At 59.4% G+C, this 17,264-nt stretch carries 12 protein-coding genes and 11 pseudogenes; 11 read left to right on the top strand and 12 right to left on the bottom strand.

Annotated features, from left to right (window positions below):
- Positions 1–272: 272 nt before the first annotated feature.
- From ACNJYD_RS09750 to ACNJYD_RS09720, 7 genes and pseudogenes are all read left to right on the top strand, one after another.
- Positions 273–431 carry a hypothetical protein gene (locus ACNJYD_RS09750; protein ID WP_439366147.1) on the top strand — a complete coding sequence of 53 codons (159 nt, stop codon included), beginning with the start codon at positions 273–275 and terminating at the stop codon, positions 429–431.
- A gap of 36 nt (positions 432–467) precedes the next feature.
- Positions 468–800 (top strand): annotated as a pseudogene (locus ACNJYD_RS09745) (IS91 family transposase); the annotation flags it as partial.
- Between the two features lie 331 nt (positions 801–1,131).
- On the top strand, positions 1,132–1,701 hold the full coding sequence (locus ACNJYD_RS09740; protein WP_439366146.1) for a PCC domain-containing protein: 570 nt from the start codon (positions 1,132–1,134) through the stop codon (positions 1,699–1,701).
- 648 nt (positions 1,702–2,349) lie between these two features.
- The gene (locus tag ACNJYD_RS09735) at positions 2,350–2,820 is read left to right on the top strand and encodes a hypothetical protein (RefSeq protein ID WP_439366145.1); all 471 of its coding nucleotides are present in this window, start codon (positions 2,350–2,352) and stop codon (positions 2,818–2,820) included.
- Positions 2,757–2,933, top strand: a pseudogene (locus ACNJYD_RS09730) (transposase); the annotation flags it as partial. The gene ACNJYD_RS09735 and the pseudogene ACNJYD_RS09730, both read left to right, overlap by 64 nt.
- 125 nt (positions 2,934–3,058) lie before the next feature.
- Positions 3,059–3,226, top strand: coding sequence for an IS3 family transposase (locus ACNJYD_RS09725; protein WP_439366144.1), 168 nt, complete (start codon positions 3,059–3,061; stop codon positions 3,224–3,226).
- A gap of 282 nt (positions 3,227–3,508) precedes the next feature.
- Positions 3,509–3,780: pseudogene (locus ACNJYD_RS09720) on the top strand (IS630 family transposase); the annotation flags it as partial.
- Positions 3,781–3,858: 78 nt separating this feature from the next.
- Here ACNJYD_RS09720 and ACNJYD_RS09715 read toward each other — a convergent pair.
- Both ACNJYD_RS09715 and ACNJYD_RS09710 read right to left on the bottom strand, forming a co-directional pair.
- Positions 3,859–4,404 carry a PCC domain-containing protein gene (locus ACNJYD_RS09715; protein ID WP_439366124.1) on the bottom strand — a complete coding sequence of 182 codons (546 nt, stop codon included), beginning with the start codon at positions 4,402–4,404 and terminating at the stop codon, positions 3,859–3,861.
- 1,098 nt (positions 4,405–5,502) lie between these two features.
- Positions 5,503–5,679: pseudogene (locus ACNJYD_RS09710) on the bottom strand (IS3 family transposase); the annotation flags it as partial.
- A 63-nt stretch (positions 5,680–5,742) separates the two neighbouring features.
- Between ACNJYD_RS09710 and ACNJYD_RS09705 the strand changes: the two are divergent.
- Positions 5,743–5,883 (top strand): annotated as a pseudogene (locus ACNJYD_RS09705) (IS30 family transposase); the annotation flags it as partial.
- Positions 5,884–5,923: 40 nt separating this feature from the next.
- Here the strand turns inward: ACNJYD_RS09705 and ACNJYD_RS09700 are convergent.
- From ACNJYD_RS09700 to ACNJYD_RS09690, 3 genes and pseudogenes are all read right to left on the bottom strand, one after another.
- Positions 5,924–6,503 (bottom strand): annotated as a pseudogene (locus tag ACNJYD_RS09700) (transposase); the annotation flags it as partial.
- 501 nt (positions 6,504–7,004) lie between these two features.
- Positions 7,005–7,574: a PCC domain-containing protein gene (locus ACNJYD_RS09695; RefSeq protein ID WP_439366143.1), complete on the bottom strand. Its 570-nt coding sequence runs from the start codon at positions 7,572–7,574 to the stop codon at positions 7,005–7,007.
- Between the two features lie 376 nt (positions 7,575–7,950).
- Positions 7,951–8,145: pseudogene (locus ACNJYD_RS09690) on the bottom strand (IS66 family transposase); the annotation flags it as partial.
- 91 nt (positions 8,146–8,236) lie between these two features.
- On the opposite strand from ACNJYD_RS09690, the gene ACNJYD_RS09685 reads away from it, so the two are divergent.
- A protein-coding gene (locus ACNJYD_RS09685; RefSeq protein WP_439366142.1) for an IS3 family transposase occupies positions 8,237–9,339 on the top strand; the annotation gives its coding sequence in 2 pieces (ribosomal slippage) (positions 8,237–8,498 and positions 8,498–9,339; 1,104 coding nt in all).
- Between the two features lie 122 nt (positions 9,340–9,461).
- On the opposite strand, the pseudogene ACNJYD_RS09680 reads toward ACNJYD_RS09685, so the two are convergent.
- A pseudogene (locus tag ACNJYD_RS09680) lies at positions 9,462–10,292 on the bottom strand (IS66 family transposase).
- Between ACNJYD_RS09680 and ACNJYD_RS09675 the strand changes: the two are divergent.
- Entirely contained in the window at positions 10,287–10,871 is a 585-nt protein-coding gene (locus ACNJYD_RS09675; protein ID WP_439366141.1) for a hypothetical protein, read from the top strand. The pseudogene ACNJYD_RS09680 and the gene ACNJYD_RS09675 overlap by 6 nt on opposite strands.
- Positions 10,872–11,810: 939 nt before the next feature.
- Positions 11,811–11,990, top strand: a complete 180-nt coding sequence (locus ACNJYD_RS09670; RefSeq protein WP_439366140.1) for a transposase — start codon at positions 11,811–11,813, stop codon at positions 11,988–11,990.
- 64 nt (positions 11,991–12,054) lie between these two features.
- On the opposite strand, the pseudogene ACNJYD_RS09665 reads toward ACNJYD_RS09670, so the two are convergent.
- The 6 genes and pseudogenes from ACNJYD_RS09665 to ACNJYD_RS09640 all read right to left on the bottom strand — a co-directional run.
- Positions 12,055–12,816 (bottom strand): annotated as a pseudogene (locus ACNJYD_RS09665) (IS66 family transposase).
- Positions 12,817–13,421: 605 nt separating this feature from the next.
- Positions 13,422–13,673 (bottom strand): hypothetical protein, encoded by a 252-nt coding sequence (locus tag ACNJYD_RS09660; RefSeq protein ID WP_439366139.1) that lies wholly within the window; start codon positions 13,671–13,673, stop codon positions 13,422–13,424.
- Positions 13,670–14,560 (bottom strand): annotated as a pseudogene (gene tnpC / locus ACNJYD_RS09655) (IS66 family transposase); the annotation flags it as partial. The gene ACNJYD_RS09660 and the pseudogene tnpC, both read right to left, overlap by 4 nt.
- A gap of 46 nt (positions 14,561–14,606) precedes the next feature.
- Positions 14,607–15,860, bottom strand: a complete 1,254-nt coding sequence (gene ltrA, locus ACNJYD_RS09650; RefSeq protein ID WP_439366110.1) for a group II intron reverse transcriptase/maturase — start codon at positions 15,858–15,860, stop codon at positions 14,607–14,609.
- Between the two features lie 214 nt (positions 15,861–16,074).
- Complete coding sequence (locus ACNJYD_RS09645; RefSeq protein WP_256436599.1) at positions 16,075–16,209, bottom strand: hypothetical protein; 135 nt, start codon at positions 16,207–16,209, stop codon at positions 16,075–16,077.
- A gap of 201 nt (positions 16,210–16,410) precedes the next feature.
- A pseudogene (locus ACNJYD_RS09640) lies at positions 16,411–17,207 on the bottom strand (IS66 family transposase); the annotation flags it as partial.
- Positions 17,208–17,264: the final 57 nt, after the last annotated feature.

Here is a 17,264-nt window from a genome sequence, read left to right as displayed (position 1 = left end):
ACAGTTCACGGGTTGCAGGTCTAATGGCGACTGGGATAAACACGGCTTGCTCTTAATCAGATTGTCTGTGGGTTGCGCTTTTTCATTTCGTGCGCTCGGCCACAGCTCGAGCCCGGAGCGCATTGCCTACGGTATCGGCGCAAGCGGCCGGTCGTGGGCTAAAAAGAAACTGCACAGCATGGACGACACTCTATGCCGACAGATTCTGAGTGCGTGAGGTGGTCTTTCCTCAAGATCGGGCCGAACAAGGCAAAGGAGGCCGGTACTAGGTCATGCTCTTGCCGCAGCTTCACAGTTTGGCCACCCATCTCTTGGAGAACGGCGCGGACCTGCGTGCCATCCAGGTGCTGCTCGAGCTTGCTAGTCTGCAAAGCATGGCACCCAACGCGCAGTTTGCCACCAACGATCACCCAGACCTTGAGCCCGCTTGATCGTCTGCGATCGGAGATCGTTCCACCCGGCGGAGGGCACGCGCGCAATCTCTCGTCGAACGGTGCCGTACTTGCTTGCCAGCCCCCGCCGAAGACATCGCCTTCCAAATAAAGTCACCGTCTATCCATCCTGCTCCGCTACGCCGCCGAGACGTTCACCACCAGTGCGGCCGACCCCAAGCACCTCGGCGCGCAGCTCCGCGTGACTGCCGTCCTCTGTACCTGAGGCCCAACCCTGCAACAGCACCCGCCTAATGGTGGACTTTCGCCCGATGGCATACGCTGAGTCGCTTGCCGGCCGGCTTCTTCCTGCCGGTGCACGTTCTCTCTCGGCTGCTCCGACGCGTGTTTCTGCAAGAACTGCAAGCAGGTATGAATTGGCGGATTACCTGCGCCCTTTGCGGCCTAAACTCTACCTGATTTGGCAGCTGTCCAAGATGTAAGCCGTCGTTTAGTTCAATCGCAAGAATCCGCACGATCTAGTGCTTTGCTCGTGTGTTAATCCCAGAGGCTATGCTTGATCGCACGGAATTCTCGCATTGCTTCGAGTTCAGGCGAAGGATTGCATCATTGCAAAGCGCCACATTGCGGAATTCCGCCTTGAGGATCCCGTAGTGTTCCCGGAGAAACTCCGTGCAGCTATCAAAAGTGTGCGACCGAGGAGTTGACGTGTTTACTTAATCATCTGGAGATCTCTGACATGAGAAAAAGGCTAGGAATGAGAGGGAAGATCGAGGAGATCATCTACGTTCGACTCGAAGCCGGCGAAGATTTCGTTCACGCCCTTTGGGACATCTGCAAGGAATACGATATCAAGACAGGCGTGCTCCTGGACGCCACCGGCAACTTAGCCAAGGTTAGGTTGATGCGGAATTCCAGAGAGCCAAGGAGGGATAACTGGGGAGTTGATTTCCTTGAGATCCCAGGACCGCTAATGGTGAGCGCGACTGGCATCCTCGGGACGGGCTGGGTCCCGGAAAACTTGCCGCCATCGCCGGAATCTCACCGTAACTACCCCGACACAGGCTTCGGTCCTGGCGGCTGGGAGGGGCACGATACGCCTTACTTCAAGATCAATATGACGGCGACGAATGCTTACGAGACGATCTGTGGGCACCTGTTGCAGGGTTCACTGGTTGCCGCCATCAATCACGACGGGAAAGCTGATGTGCCGTCGCACTTCACGGTCGCTATTGCAAAGGTTTCGGGCGTCATCTTGCGGGCCACCTACGACAAGACCGGCTTCTATCACGACCTCGTACCGGCATAGCCCCATCGACCGAAAAGAATACGGCGCGGCGCGGTGAATCACCAACACGCCAGGATGAACTTACGCTAGGACCAGCATATCGGCCGGCGCGCTGGCGCTGATGGTCGTGCCGGCCGATGCCTCGCAACAGGCGAGGCGTCGCGGAGACAATCAGTCATTGTGCGGAACGCCGCCCCAAGTGGCACATCACGACCGAAGACAGCGGCAGACTAAGGCTATCGGGCGACTGCATCGCTTACGTGATGTGCACAGACGTGCACGGCAAGCATGTTGGCTACAATACGCGGTCGGTAAACGCCGAATGAACAGCGACATTTAGTAGCCTGATGACGCCGGAATCTGTTCCCGCAAACGGAGGCGCCTTCGGCATTCCGAGTGGACCTCAAGCGCCGGCAGGCAGTCTGAATGAGATCTCTGTCCATTCGGAAACCCCGCACGATTCCTCAACTGGGATGCCGCCCTAGCTGCGCTTGCTTCAGGGGGAGGCCGCGCGCGGATTGCCGCGAGGGTGCAAGAGCTCAATGTTGGCGTCGAGATTCGGCGCGTGTTGCCCGCGGCCGTCCCGAGAGTGTCGCGCGGGGTCGATGATTAACTGTATAACGATTGGCCTTGCAACTCAACGCCGGCCGTCGATCGGTTAAGAAACGAATGAACCGATTGACAGAAATCCGGATGAGCGCGACATTTAAAAAAGTCGATCGCGATCTTCGCCGGAACCCGGAGATGAGCTTCCGCTTCATCGAAGATCACCGCGACACCTATCCGATACAATTGATGTGCGCCATGCTCGATGTCTCGCCGGCCGACTACTATGCCTGGCGCGATCGCCGGGTGAGCGAGCGGACAAAATCCAATGCCACGCTCCTGGCTGTTACCCGGCAGGCCCATCGAGACAGCAGCGGACGCTACGGCAGTCCTCGCGTCCATGCCGTCCTGCGGACGCAGGGACGTGGCGACCACGGAAGGGGGGTTGTACCTGGCGGCTGTTATGAATTCTTCAGCCGAAAGATCGTTGGCTGGGCCATGCGCGATCATATGCAGGTCGAACTCGCATCCGCGGCACTAACGAGAACACCAACGGTTTGTTGCGGCAGTACTTCCCGAAAGGCACAGACCTGAGCATCCACAGCGCCGACGAGATATCCGCTGTGGCAGCGGCCCTCAATGCCCGACCGAGAAAGACACTGGGTTGGAAGACAACCGCGGAGGCGCTTGACGCCTTGCTGTCATGAGCGAAAGTAACTGGTGTTGCGACGACCGCCTGAATCCGCCCAGTGTGCCTCACACTCTTATCGCGACGCTCTCGCGGGCGCCGGCATCACCGCATCAATGAGCCGCAAGGCCCATTGATACGACAATGCCCATGGAGAGCTTCTTCCATACCCTGAAGACCGAACTCGTTCACCATCGCGGCTACAAGACCCGCGCCGAGGCCAAGCGCAACATCTTCTTCATCGAGGGCTTCTACACGGAACCCGGCTCCATTCCGCAATCGGATAAATCGCCCCGATCGAGATGGAGCTAAAACCGCCTAAACCCGTCTCTTCTTCGGGAAAGATAATGTCCAGATCGATACGTCGCTGATTCGCGGCAACGTGAGTTGGGACAGCCTCACCGAGCAACATGTGCTGGATGTACTGAGCAAAAATTAAGGACAGGATGAAAGCGAGGTCGAGAGAACGGGGCGACAGAGCGGCAAGTACAAGAAGGTCTGCACGACCGATCCGGATCCAAAGGAATGCCCGGAGGCGGCTGGAGCCCTCTTACAAGCAGCACACGGCCGCAACGAGGAAGCAGCCAACAGTTCCCAGACGCCATCGTCATCATGGACAACTTGTCCAGCCAAGGACCAAGGGTCCGCCACATGATCGAAGCTGCGGGTGCAGGCCTGCTCTACCTGCCTACAGCCCTGATTTTGATCCGACCGAGAACGCCTTCGCGAAGCTCAAGGCGCTCTTACATCAGGCTGCAGAACGAACGGTCGACGGCCTCTGAAGTGCGGTCGGTCGCATCCTTGATCGCTTCACACCAACCGAATGCGCCAACTACTTCACCGCCGCAGGATACGTTGCAACATGACCGGCGGCTGCTTTAGCGGTTGGTGATCCACCGTCGAAAGCTACGCCGCGTTCCTTTCCAGCCTCCTCGCGCCCCCACCTAGGCCGGCACGAGCTCGTGATAGTAGCCACTCTTGTCGTAGGTCGCCCTCAAGATGACCCCTGAGACCTTTGCGATAGCGACTGTGAAGTATCCAGTTCCCACGTATGACCCCTCCATGAGGTGCCCACAGACCGTCTGGGAGGCGTTCGTCACCGTAATATGAACGTGGATATAGGGTGTCTTGTGTCCCTCCCAGCCTCCGGCACCGAAACCCGTGTGGCCGCCGCCCCGGGTAAGCGCTGGCGAGGGTTTTATCGAGTCGTCAGGGACCCAGCCCATCCCGATGATGCCGTGCCCGCTCACCTCTAGCCCACCCGGAATTTCAACAAAGTCAATCCCGGCTATTCCCGTTCCCGGTCGTGGCTCGTGGGGTTCCCGCTGTACCCTAACCTTCCTCATGTAGCCGGTCACGTCCAGAAGGACTCCTGTCTTGACATCCTTTTGTTTGCAGATGTCCCAAAGAGCTCGAAGAAGGTCTTCGCCTTCCTCGAGTTGAGCGTAGATGATCTCCTCGATCTTCCCACTCATCATTTTCCTAGTCATGTCACAGATCCCTAAGTGATTAAGGCAAAGCGCGTGAATTCCTCACGCCCTTGAGGTCTTTTAAAGGGGGCCGAGGTGTGAAGCGCTGCGGAATGCTATGGGATTCCTTAGCCGAATTTCCGCAATGCGCGGCCTCGCAAGCACGAAAGTCTCCGCCTGAGCCCGAGAATTCGAGGCTTTTATGCGATCAAGCGTCGCTTCTAGGTACACGAGCGCGTCCAACTCGGTCGGGGATCACCGAAGGCAGTCGCCGATTATCGAGATCACAGCCGTGCTCGGCAGACCGGCCTGAACGCCCAGAGCCATCGGATACTTCCAAATTGATTTGGCCCGAGGACACTGGTCCTTCTGCCGATCAGCTCACTCGCGCGAGAGAAGCCATGCCGTGTCCTATCAGACTCGCTGGTCGCGCAACCAAACTCGATTACGTGAACAATTGAGGGGCCGCTTGAGACCAAGATTCTCTCTTGGAGTCTGCCCCGCGTATAGGATCTGACTTTCCTCGACGCCGTAATTCCAGAGATCGGACCATGCAGCTTCATGACATCCCGCCTGAAGAAGCATAATTCCAAGTATAACGTCGTAGCGCATACCGCACCTCTCGATCTCATTAGGCTCGTTCACCATGGTCCGAGCAAACGATCAGTAGCGCCCTTTTGCCGGTTACAGCAAACGCAAGCCAGAACGAAAGCCAGCGTAGATCCGCGGCTGAGAAAGAAGGCTACCAAGCATCGCGCCTGAGAGGCTATGATGAACCGTTATCAGGCCACATCGGATTCGTCTAATTGTTGGGGCGATTAGATCGTCCTCCACTAAGGCAACAAATGTATGTAACTCAATGCAAGCGACGGTCCCAACGCCAAGCGCTGAATGCGTCGACGCATGCAACTCGTTACATGCTCTGATGTCAAACTCAACCACCAGCATCGGTAGGTCGCGCGAAACAAAATCTGGCAACTGGGAGCGTCTTCAATCGAAGGTAACGGCACAGGAGCCCATCACAGCGCAGAAGCGTCTGCGCCGCGGGCGGGCATGAGCGAAGCAAGCAGCAGCGCAATCTACCACGACATTATCATCTTCACCGAAGAAGAGACGGGTTTAGGCGGCTTTAGCTCCATCTCGATCGGGGCGATTTATCCGCATCGCGGAATGGAGCCGGGTTCCGTTGTAGAAGCCCTCGATGAAGAAGATGTTGCGCTTGGCCTCGGCGCGGGTCTTGTAGTCGCGATGGTGAACGAGTTCGGTCTTCAGGGTATGGAAGAAGCTCTCCATGGGCATTGTCGTATCAATCGGCCTTGCGGCTCATTGATACATCGTGAAGCGGGTCGTGCGTTCGCACGCCTGCCGATCGACTTCCCGGACGACAAGACGATGCGCGTCAGCCACGAAGCCATCTATCAGTCCCTCTTCGTTCAGGGCCGGGGAGTGTTGCGCCGCGAGCTGACGGCTTGCTTGCGAACAGGACGCGCGTTGCGGATGCTCTTCGCGCTCCACCAATGACAAGTGTCGCCCGGAGAAACGCCTTGGCCACGCGACAATAGGATTTGCCGCAGCCTGACGCCATGTCTGGTTGCCAGGCGATTCAGGCCCCTTGATGGCCGCATGAAGAGCTTGGCATCCGTCGGAAAGGTGATGGCCTTCGGCTGAACCGTGGTGTCGACCGTCACCCCGCTTGAGGTCCTCGCTGCGCAACGCGCCGGCCTCGTGCGTCACCCGCAAGCTCTCGGCGAGCAGCAACTCCAGCTAGTCGCCGAGCCGCTTGCGCCAATGGCTCAGGTCCGAGCGCTCGTGTGGGAAAGCGTGCTGGAAGAACTCCTCGCCGGTGAAGAACTGGAAATACGGGTCGTGGACCCAGCGCTCGCACGCCCTCTCATCAGACAGCCCGTAAATGTGCTTGAGTAACAACAGCCAGATCTGAAGCGGGTTTCGATCCCCCGCTGGCCGTTCTCGCTGTAAAGCGGGGCGATCTCGCCGTCGATCCAGTTCCAGTAAACCTTATTGGCGAGCAGAATCAGCTCGTGCTTCATGTCGATGATCTGGTCCAGCCTGGCCCGGAACAGACCGCCCGTTCGCGTCGTCCTGTGCTTCTTCGGTCGCATCGTCCCCCTCCGATGCGGTGACGCAATCACGACTGGCGGTTCGACGGAGTCCTGAAAATGAAATTGAAGCGTTCCGATGCTCGAAGCATCAAAATCCTGCAATCTAAAAACAGTCCACAACGAAAAATGCAATTCTAGCTCAATCGCTTAGCCGCTCGTTACTGACGACTACACCTGACCTGGCTCAACGCTGCGGTCTCCTCGACCCGCTGCATCCAGCCAATGGCTGTGCTGGTCGCCACCCCAACTGCTGGGCTGGCCGACTGCGGGATATCCCGCTCTCAATCGCGGCCACGACACGCTTGCGGAGATTCGGAGAATAAGGCTTGCCCATCCATGCTGGCGTGCAATCCAGCCAGCATGGTGTATCAGAAACAAGGTGATTTTGGAAATGTCAAATCCTTTCAACCTAACCCTACCCCGCTTTAGGGCCTGAATTGCTCCTGTGCTGGTCGGTGATTTAACAGCGAGGATACGCCGTGTCCCTGTCCAGCAACTCAACTATGCGGGCACGAGGTCGTGATAGAAGCCGCTCTTGTCGTAGGTGGCCCGCAAGATGACCCCCGAAACCTTTGCGATAGCGACCGTGAAGTGCGACGGCACAGCAGCTTTTCCGTCGTGATTGATGTTGCCCACGAGTGAACCCTGCAAGAGGTGCCCACAAATCGTCTCCGAGACATTCGTCACTGTAATATTGATCTTGAAATAAGGGGTCCCGTGTCCCTCCCAACCTCCAGCACCGAAGCCTGTGTCGGCGTAGCCACGATGAAACTCCGGCGTCGGCGGCAAATTATCCGGGACCCAGCCGGTCCCAAGGATCCCAGTCGCACTCACCTGCATCGGCCCCGGAATCTCAAGGAAGTCAACTCCCCAATTGTCCCTCCGTGGCTCTCTGGAAATCCGCATTAACCTAACCTTGGCCAAGTTGCCGGTCGCGTCCAAAAGGACACCTGTCTTGATATCGTACTCTTTGCATATGTCCCATAGGGCGTGAACGAAGTCTTCGCCGGCCTCGAGCCGAACGTAAATGATCTCCTCGATCTTCCCTCTCATTCCCAGCCTTTTCTTCATAGTATAGATCTCCAGATGATTAGCAAACGCGTGAGCTCATCAGGGCGCACGTTGTTTGGGGTACCGCGCGGAGACTAAGGGATTCCGCAGCCGAATTTCTGCAATGTGTCGCTTCGAAAGGACGAAAGTCTTCACCTGAATTTGTGACCGCGGCGCTTCTGCGCTATCCAGCCTCGCTTATGGGATCGTCGCTAGATGGCATGAACTCTTGGCATCGAACCAAGCCGCCGTCCACATCGCTATCCTGATGAGAGGGCTTGATCAGGCCGACTGTACTTGCCTGGCGAACGCCCACGCGAAGCATACGCAGACGACGAGGACCGCCTGATGACGCATGCGCGGGTACGGCGAGCTCTACGATGACGTTCCATGGAGGTTAGGCGGCCTGGTGATCGGCAGGTTCTTCGGCTTGGCGCAGGAGCTTCCATGCCCAGGGCAGCAGTTCGTTCAGACACAATGCGGGAAGATCGGCAATATGGGCGAGGAAGTCGGCGAACCATGGCTTCGGATCGACATCGTTGAGGCAACAGGCGGTGATCATCGTCAGCATAATGGCCGTACGGTCGGCGCCCACGCTGACAATGATCTGAGGCCGGCAAACTGGACCATTTTTGGCTAGAGTTGGCGCTGCGTAAATCCCTCGACTGGGAGGAGCGACGACGATGAAGGCCTCGAAGTTTTCGGACGCCCAAAAGGCGTTCATTCTCAAGCAGGGCAACGACGGGGTCCCGGTTGCGGAGATCTGCCGCAAGGCCGGGATCAGCCAGGCGACCTACTTCAATTGGAAGAAGAAGTATGACGGTCTGCTGCCGACCGAGATGCGCCGGCTGAAGCAGCTCGAGGACGAGAACGCCAAGCTAAAGAAGCTAGTAGCCGATCTGTCGCTCGACAAGGAGATGTTGCAGGACGTGATCCGCCGAAAGCTATAAAGCCTGGTCGGAAGCGCAAGCTCGTCGATGAGGTTTGTGGTGAGTGGCAAGTCTCGATCCGCAAGGCTTGTGAGACCCTCGAGTTCGATCGCTCGACCTACCACTACAAATCTCGTCGCTCCGGCCAGGCCGCCCTCGAAGCTCGGATCAAGGAGATCTGCCATGTTCGCGTACGCTACGGCTATCGCCGCGTCCACGTCCTGCTCCGCCGCGAGGGATGGCGTCATGGGCAGAACAAGACCCGTCGCATCTATCGCGAATTGGGCCTGCAATTGCGCAATAAATCGCCGAAGCGGAGGGTCAAGGCCAAGCTGCGCGATGACCGCAGGCCAGCGACGCGCGCCAACGAGACCTGGGCGATGGACTTTGTTCATGACCAGCTGGCAAATGGTGGCAAGCTCCGGGTGCTCACGATTATCGATATCTTCTCCCGCTTCTCGCCCGCCCTGGAGCCGCGGCTCACTTTCCGCGGCACCGATGTTGTGGAGGTGCTGGAAAGGGTTTGCAACGAAGTGGGCTTCCCGGCGACGATCCGCGTCGACCAAGGCGGCGAGTTCGTGTCGCGTGACGTCGACCTCTGGGCCTACCAGCGCGGCGTCACGCTGGACTTCTCACGCCCGGGCAAACCGACCGACAACGCCTTTATCGAAGCGTTCAATGGCCGCTTCCGGGTCGAATGCCTCAACGCCCATTGGTTCCTGTCGCTTGCGGACGCCCGGGAAAAGGTGGAGACTTGGCGCAGATACTACAACGAGGAGCGGCCCCATGGAGCGATCGGCAATCGGCCGCCGATTTTGCTGCAAAATCACGCCGGCGCCACCAGCCCGCCAACGTGATAAGAGCGCAAAACTCTAGTTCTGGGTGGTCCAAAGTTCGGTCTCGCTACACAAAACCCCGAGTCTCTAACCGCTGCTGGATGAAAGTTCGGTGGCAGGTCACGCTGCACAAAACCCGAACTCTAACTGCCGCTGGATGAAAATTCAGGGCAGGTCAGCGCCTTCCCAAGGCGAAGCCTCTCAATGCGCTCAGCACAACATTCGTTAAGCAGATCCTGCCAGTCGTCCAGGAAGCGGGCGAAGTTCTCCCAGCGCCTGAGCATGTAATTCATAGGCTTCAGAACTTCCGAGGAGCGCGAGAGGGTTTCTCGCTCGCGGAGCAGCCAGGCGTGCATGTCTTCGAGAAGCGGCTTGCACTTGTCCCGGCGCGCGGCGCGCCGTCGTCGGCGCCCCGGCCGTTGCTGGCGCGCTCGATCTCGAACAACTCATCGGGGCGTCTGACCGCTTCCAGCGCAATCGGGGAGACCGGTTTGCGCTTGTGGCTTCCCGGGCGTCCTTCTCGATGCGGGCGAACTCGAGGAAGCCCGCCGCGCGTGGGCGAAGCAAAAATGCTGGCGTAATCGGCAACACCTTCTTCTGCGGATTAAGCAGCGGGCTCGAAGCCGTTGTAATCGCAGGATGCCCGCGGGCGGCCAGATGCTCCTGGGGATGCTCGCCTCGTCGGTCACTCGAGGCGTAATAGACCGCCGCCGGCGGCGCTGCCCGGCAAAGGGCCGGTCATCCCGCACATAAGTCCAGATCCGCCAGGTCGTGCACTTGCCCTTCGCCAGGATACGGATGGTGTTGCCGTCGTCATGAAGGCGCTCGGCAGCGAGCATCTGGCGTTCAATCAAGTGAAAGAGCGGCTTGACGGCGAAGCTCCCGTGGCCGACCTGGTCCGGCAGCGTCGACAACGGCGCGTCGATCCCCTCGGCCTTAAAGCGCGCACTCTGACGCTTGAGCGGGTTATGCATACCGAACTTGTCGAACAGGATCGTCCCCAGCAATTGTGGGCCGATGAAGTCGCGCGGCGTGGCGTGGAACAGCGCGGGCGGGTGGCTGATCTTCTCGCAATCGCGGCAGGTGAACTTCTCGCGTACCGTCTGGATCAGCTTGAGCAGCGCGGGATCTCCTCCAGCCTCTTGGTGTCCTCACCGCTTTTTTGCCAGCCCCGATCCACCGCAGCAGCCACAGGTCGTTGGAGCCTCAACGACGATGCGCTCGCGTTCGATGTCATCCGGCCATGGCTTGTGCACCGGCCGCTAGCGCATAGAGGGGCGGACGTTCTGCGTCTTTGTCGCGGCGGCCTGCGCGGCAAGCTCATCCTCGCTCGCTGTGGTGACGAGTACTTCGAGTTCCAACTCCAACTGCTTGAGCAGCCGTGCCGTGCGCTCGGAGCACTACCCATACAGTTCGCGTTTGAGCTTCTCGATCCGCAGCTCCAGATGCGCGATCAGCGCCTCATTGTCCGACAGCTCCGCGCGCGCACTGGCAGCCACCGCCTCGGCTCGCAGCCACCCTCACGCTCGGCCTGCAGCGCCCCACGGCAGTGACAAGGTCCGATGGAAGATCGTCCGGCTTCGGTATCATGAAGCCATTGAATCAGATCAAGCAGCAGATTCAAACCGTAAACGGCTATCCAATCCGCGTCGGACGCCGGGTTTCTTGAGGGCAACGCAAATCGAACGCGGACAACAGATAGCTCAACTGCGCCGGAGAGATCGTTACCGATTCCCCGGTAACCAATGGTCAGATGACATGGCCTTCTCCGACCCGTGATGGCATCCTGGGCGCCGCCCGGCTAGGACCCGGCAGGAAGGAGAAATGCTATGCAAGGGTTTGTGCCTTCGTTGGTTTCGACGTACACGAGAAGACAATTTCTGTCGCGTCAGCGAACGCTGGGCGAGGGGGGGGTGAGGTTCAGCACGTCGGCACGATCAAGAACGATCCGGCAGCGATCGGCAAACTCGCGCGGAGTCTGGCGCGTCGGCATGGTGTGGTCGAATTCGTCTACGAGGCTGGATCATGCGGCTACAACGTCCAACGTCACCTCTCGACAATGGGGATGATCCGCAGAGTGTGCGCTCCCTCGCTGAGGCCGCGCAACACGGGCGAGCGGATCAAGAATGACCGGTGCGACGCCATCAATTTTGCCTCGACTGCATCGGGCTCGTGAGCTCACCTATGTTTGGGTGCCGGACGCGCTTCATGAGCCACTACGCGACTTGGTAGAGGCGCGGGCACGCAGCCGGTCAGGATGTCCGCCCGGATGATTCGCATTCAGGCGTTCATGCTGCGTCCTGCGTTTTCAAAGAGTAAAGCCTGGAGCCGCCGACATCGGATCTGGCTCTGCAACAGGACGTTCGCCCATCCGGCGTAACAGATTGCATTCCAGACCTATCTCAACGCACTCGACCACGACCAAGCTCGCAAGACTGGAGTAGACGCGCAAATCAGCGAACTACACGCGCGAGTTCCCGTGGGCCAAAAAGATGCAGACTCTGCAAGCATTCAAGGGCGTCGGTCCGGTCGTCGCCGCTACTGTGCTCGCCGAGGCCGGAGACGTTGCCTACTTCCGCCTCGCTCCAGGCAAGCACAGCAGCGGCAGTACGGTAAAGGCCCCGTGGCATCACCATGGCGGGCAGTTCGATTGCGCGGGCCGTGCTGTGTGAAGCCGCCCGGAGCTATCGCACTACGCCGGTAAGCGGTAAGCCGCGGCCGCCACACGGCGTGGTTTCATGGGATAAGCGCGTCGATTTCGCTGCTCGGCCAGCCGTTGGCTTTATGCTGAAGCGTTAGGCTCAGCCAGGCGAACGGATCGACGTTGTTCATTTTCGGTGTCTGAAGCAGTGTTGCGATTGTCGCCCAAGTTCGTCCGCCGCCGTCGCTGCCCGCGAAGAGACTATTCTTCTTGCAATTGTCTGTGGTCTGATGGCGCGCTCGACGATCTTGGAGTCGAGCTCAATGGGGCCATCGGTCAGGAAGCGTTCGAAGAGGGTACATCGCGAGACGGGGTAGCGGGTTGCGTCGGCCAGTTTTGATTTGCCGGAGATCCGCCGCAAGGTCTGCTGCCAGAGGCAAGAGATCCGCGACGATCGCCGCGGAAGGTTGCTGGCGCGGGGCAACGCGTGCGTTAGGGCGCTGGCCACGTACGGTCTTCTCCACCACCTTGCTTTCCGCTTGCTCACGGCCTTTACTGACCTGGGCCTTGATCGCAGCGATTCCGGTCTTGATCTCCTCGAAGACAAAGGCGTGCTGTACATCGTCGCCGTTCGCAGAGCCGAGCTTTTCCAATGGTCGGCCGAAGCGGGCGCGGTCGAATGCCTTCAGGATTTGTGTCGGTTGCGCGATGCGCGCATCGGCATCGGCGTTGCGCGCCTTGAGATCGTCGACCTCGCTCTCCAGAGCATCGGCGCGGGCCGCCTTCCCGGCCACGGCAAGCACCATGGCTTGCAACATCTCTACGTCTTTCGGGAGGTTGAGATCGGACGGCGTGATTGACCCGACCAGAGCACATTTTGCCCCGGTTCTCTCGTCCTTTCAGGCCGCTGATCCACTTCGCCGCAGAGCTTTTATCCAACAAGCTGCGGCGGCCTGACCGGCACAGCCCTGACCCGCTTTCAGTCCATCCCATCCGCCAGTGCCATTAACTGCCCGGAGGTGAGCTGCACCGGTGATGCCCGATCCGCGGCCAGCAGAACTTCGCAGAGGCGTTTCAATAAAGGCACACGCCGAAGCCATCCCACCATACGATCTTGATTCGGGCGGCTCTTCGGCCCGGAACACATAAAGCACCCCATCGAACGGATCTGAGCCGGCATCGGGCACAAGCGCAGCAAGCCCATCGATGCCCCTTGCCGAAGTTCGACCGGATGGCTGGCGAGGAACACCTTCACACCAGAGGGATCATGCCGATCGGACCGCCCGGATCACCCGCCGCAAGTGTGCCTCATCGACATCAGCGCGCACGAGGACCTCGCCAATGGAAATCTCGAGCACTGACATGCACGCCACCGCGGCTTCGCTTCTCGAAGGTGCGACAGGTGAGTTCGTTGGGCCCGAGCATCGGTAAGCATCCGGCGTAGGCCGCGGGCTTGAGCGGATTATTGGGTCGACCAGCGTTTGAGCAACTCGGGATTTTCTTTATAGACTTGGATGAGCTCGATGAGGCGCTCGATGCCGAAGTCGGTGAACGCTTGAACGCCGTCTTCGCCAACGCCAAACACCCAAATGGCGCCGTCCTCGATCTCCATTTCGTTGGCGACGTCTCGTAGCCAATCTTCATCTTCGTCGAGATCTTTCGCGACCTGGGTGATGGTGGTGACGTGATGGACCTTGTTGACGTGGGTGGTCATGCTGCTCGAGCGTCGATCGCTGATGCTGGCGTCCAATTCCAGGGCAGCAGTTCGTCCAGCCGATGAGCCGGATGGGCAGCGATACGGGCGACGATATCGGCCAGCCAGGCTTGCGGATCGACGCCGTTCATCTTGGCCGTGACGATGAGGCTGTAATGGCCGCCCCGCGCCGTCCGCCACGATCGGAGCCGCAGAACAGCCAGGACTTTCGCCCAAGAGCGATGCCTCGCAAGCCTCTTTCGGCAGCATTGTTGGAGAGGCACACGCGGCCGTCCTCGAGGAACAGCGTGAAGTTCGCCCATCGCTTCAGGATATAGTTGAACGCCTTGGCTAGGTCGTGCCCCCGAGACAGCTTGGCAAGCTGCTCCCGCATGTAGACCTGGAGGTCCTCGACCAGAGGCCGGCTCAGCGTCTGCCGCACCTGAAGGCGCTCCTCGGCACTCTTGCCGTTTGATGGAGCGCTCGATCTCGAACAGTGCATCGATCCTCCGCACGACCTCGATCGCGATCGGCGAGAGCGGGATTTCCTTCTTGCCGGCGGCCTTGCGCCGGGCATTCTCTTCGATGTCAGCCATGGCAAAGAACGGGCGCCGTCCGTGCGACCAGCAGGCCGCTTCCCGGATCGGGCCAGGTTGGCGTCCCGCCAGATAGAGCTGGTTGTACCCGTCATACGCGTCGGCCTGCAGGATGCCGGCATAGCCCGCCAGATGCCCCTGCGGACGCTCGCCCTTGCGGTCGCGTGAGTAATAGAACATCGCCGCCGGCGGATCCGTGCCCCCAAACGGCCGGTCGTCGCGGACGTAGATCCAGCATCGTCCCGTGTCGGTCTTACCCTTGGCCAGCACCGGCACCGTCGGGTGAGTAGGCCGGAGGGATTTCACCTCCAGCCTCTCGCAGAACCGGGCGTGAGACTCTCGCCTCACCCGGCTCCCATCAGGCAAGCTTGCCGTCATCGCCGAGTTGCCAATGCACAAAGAGCCTGCGGTTCTCACGCGCGATCTTCTCCAGGAAGAGACGTGCGCGTCCCAAGCGGTGATGGAAGCGCTTGTACTTTCGCTTCAACCAGATAGCCAACGTCTGGTTGATGTAGCGCGCCAAAGGATAGAGCGCTGAACGCGTATATTGCCCATAATAAGCGATCCACCCCCTAACCATCGGGTTTAGCTCGCGGGCAATATCGTCCAAAGTCACCTCGGTTCGCTTGCGAAGTTTCAAGCCTCGGATCGTCGCTCGCATGGCATTCAGCGCTGGTTTGCTGACCGCCGGAGTGAACCCGCAGAACATCCTCTGCGAACGCGTCCCCAGGACCGATCGCGGCCGGAAGCAATAACCGAGAAAGTCAAACATAACCGTCTCAGTCTTGCCCCGGCGTCGGTCGTCCTTGCAGTAGACGATCCTCGTCTTCGTAGGATGCAGTTCCAGGCAGCACTCCGCCAGCCGAGCCTGGAGCGCTTCGCGAACGCTTTGCGCCTCCATCTCATTCCGACAATGTACCAACCCGTCATCCGCATACCGACACCACCTGAGATCGGGGAACATCCGTGCCATCCAGAGATCAAATGCATAGTGCAGGAAGAGGTTGGCGAGGATCGGGCTCACCACGCCCCCTTGTGGGGTACCGCGGCTTCGCTCGATTATCGTTCCATCCTCTTGCACCATCGGCGCTGTCAGCCATCTTTCAATGTAGAGCAGCGCCCATGCGCACGTCACATGTTTCCGGACGGCCCGCAGCAGAAGCTCGTGGTCGATGTTGTCGAACAGTCCCTTGATGTCGAACTCCAGAACCCAATCGTACTTCCAGCACCGCTGTCGCGTTACGCCTACGGCATCGAGAGCCGATTTACCGGGTCTGTAGCCGTAAGAATCCGCCAGAAAGATTGCGTCGAGAGCCGGCTCAATTAGTTGTTTGACAACCGTCTGTGCCACGCGGTCTGCCACAGTGGGCACCCCGAGGATCCTTTGGCCCCCACTCTTCTTTGGAATGGAGACGGCGCGAACAGGCGGCGGAAAGTAAACGCCTGAGCTCATGCGATTCCAAATCTTGTAGAGATTGCTCTTCAAGTCGGACTCGAACTGCTCAATCGTCACTCCGTCGACACCGGCTGCGCCACCATTGGATCGCACCTGCAGATATGCTTCGTACACCTCTCTCTTGTCGATGTTGAACGGTTTGCTCGGCTGGTTCACCGTCGTCCTCCTGTTGTCAGTTGCGCCGGTGGCCAGCCCTCCTGATCCGATCCCTTTGCTCCGGCCCCATTACGAGCCTTCGTCGCTAATACGGATCGGTCCGTCCCAGTGCTCCGCGTTGGTAATCTCGCCTCGCGGTCTTCTCCGCTTGTGCTTCTCCCTTTCCATCGGAGCGACTGGTTCCTGCAGTTCCGCGGCAGCGCCTGCATCCGATTCACGCCCCCTCAACGCCGGTCGCCGCCCGCCCGGTCATCAGGCTTCCGGCGGGCTCATCCCAGAGGGACGACACACCTCTGGTTTTGACGACGATTTCCACGTTACGACGGTTCATCGGCGGGTTCATTTTCATTCGTCTCTCGGACGCCTATCCGTTCGGGTATTCCCGACCGTTGGCTTCAACGCTCACGACCGCGCCTCTTAAGCGAAGCCGCTTGAAGTGATTTGGGACCCACTCCTGAAAGTCGATCCCGAGGGGCCCACCCTCATCGCTGCCACAGCTTGTGCACACAGATTTTCAGATCATCTCGATCATCCTTTCCGTGTGCTTCTGCAGCACACTATCATCGGCATGAAGGCGCTCGGCCCGCATGACATAGGCTTCCAGCAGGCGCAGCAGGGGATCCAGCGAGGCACAGACCGCACCAACGGCATCGGCCATGGTCGACAGTGCGATCGGCACGCCTTCCAGCACGTACCGCTCGGCCTGGCGGTTCAAGGGCTGATGCTGACCGAACTTCTCGAACATGATCATGGCCAACAGGCTGGGCCGGCCCATCCCCGCGCGATGGCATGGAATGGCGCCGGAGCCTGGCTGATCTTCTCGCAGTCGCGGCAGGAGAACTTCTCCCGGACCGTCTCGATTACCTTCCACTGGCGCGGCACCACTTCCAGCGTCCGCGTGACATCTTCACCGAGCTTGCGCAGACGGTTGCTGCCGCAGCATTCACAAGCTGCCGGCGGATCAATTACCACCCGTTCCCGTGGCAGATGCTCGGGGAAGGTCTGACGGTCGGGGCGCTTACGTGTAAATCCGCGCACCGTCGTCATCTTGGCCACGGCCCGTTCGGCCGCCAGCTCGTCCTCGGTGGCGTTTGCTTCCAGCTCTTCGAACGTCAGCGCCAACTGCTCGATCAGGCGCGAAGAACGCTCCGACCGTTGCCCATAGATCTGATGCTTTAGCTTGGCGATCTGCAGCTTCTGCTGTGCGATCAGCGCCTCGTCTTCCGACGCTTTCGCACGGGCGACAGCGAGCTCGGCGGCGATCTCCAAACCCTTCGCGCGCTTGGCTGCCAGCGCCGCCTTCAGGTCGGCAACGTTATCCGGAGCAGCGTCGCGATCTGCATTCATGCGACGCAGTGAATCACAGATTGGACGCGATGGGACTCCCCAAAATGCAAGAAGCTA

The organism is Bradyrhizobium sp. SPXBL-02 (assembly GCF_051853065.1).
Classification (GTDB): Bacteria; Pseudomonadota; Alphaproteobacteria; order Rhizobiales; family Xanthobacteraceae; genus Bradyrhizobium.
This window is presented reverse-complemented; position numbering and strand designations above follow the sequence as displayed.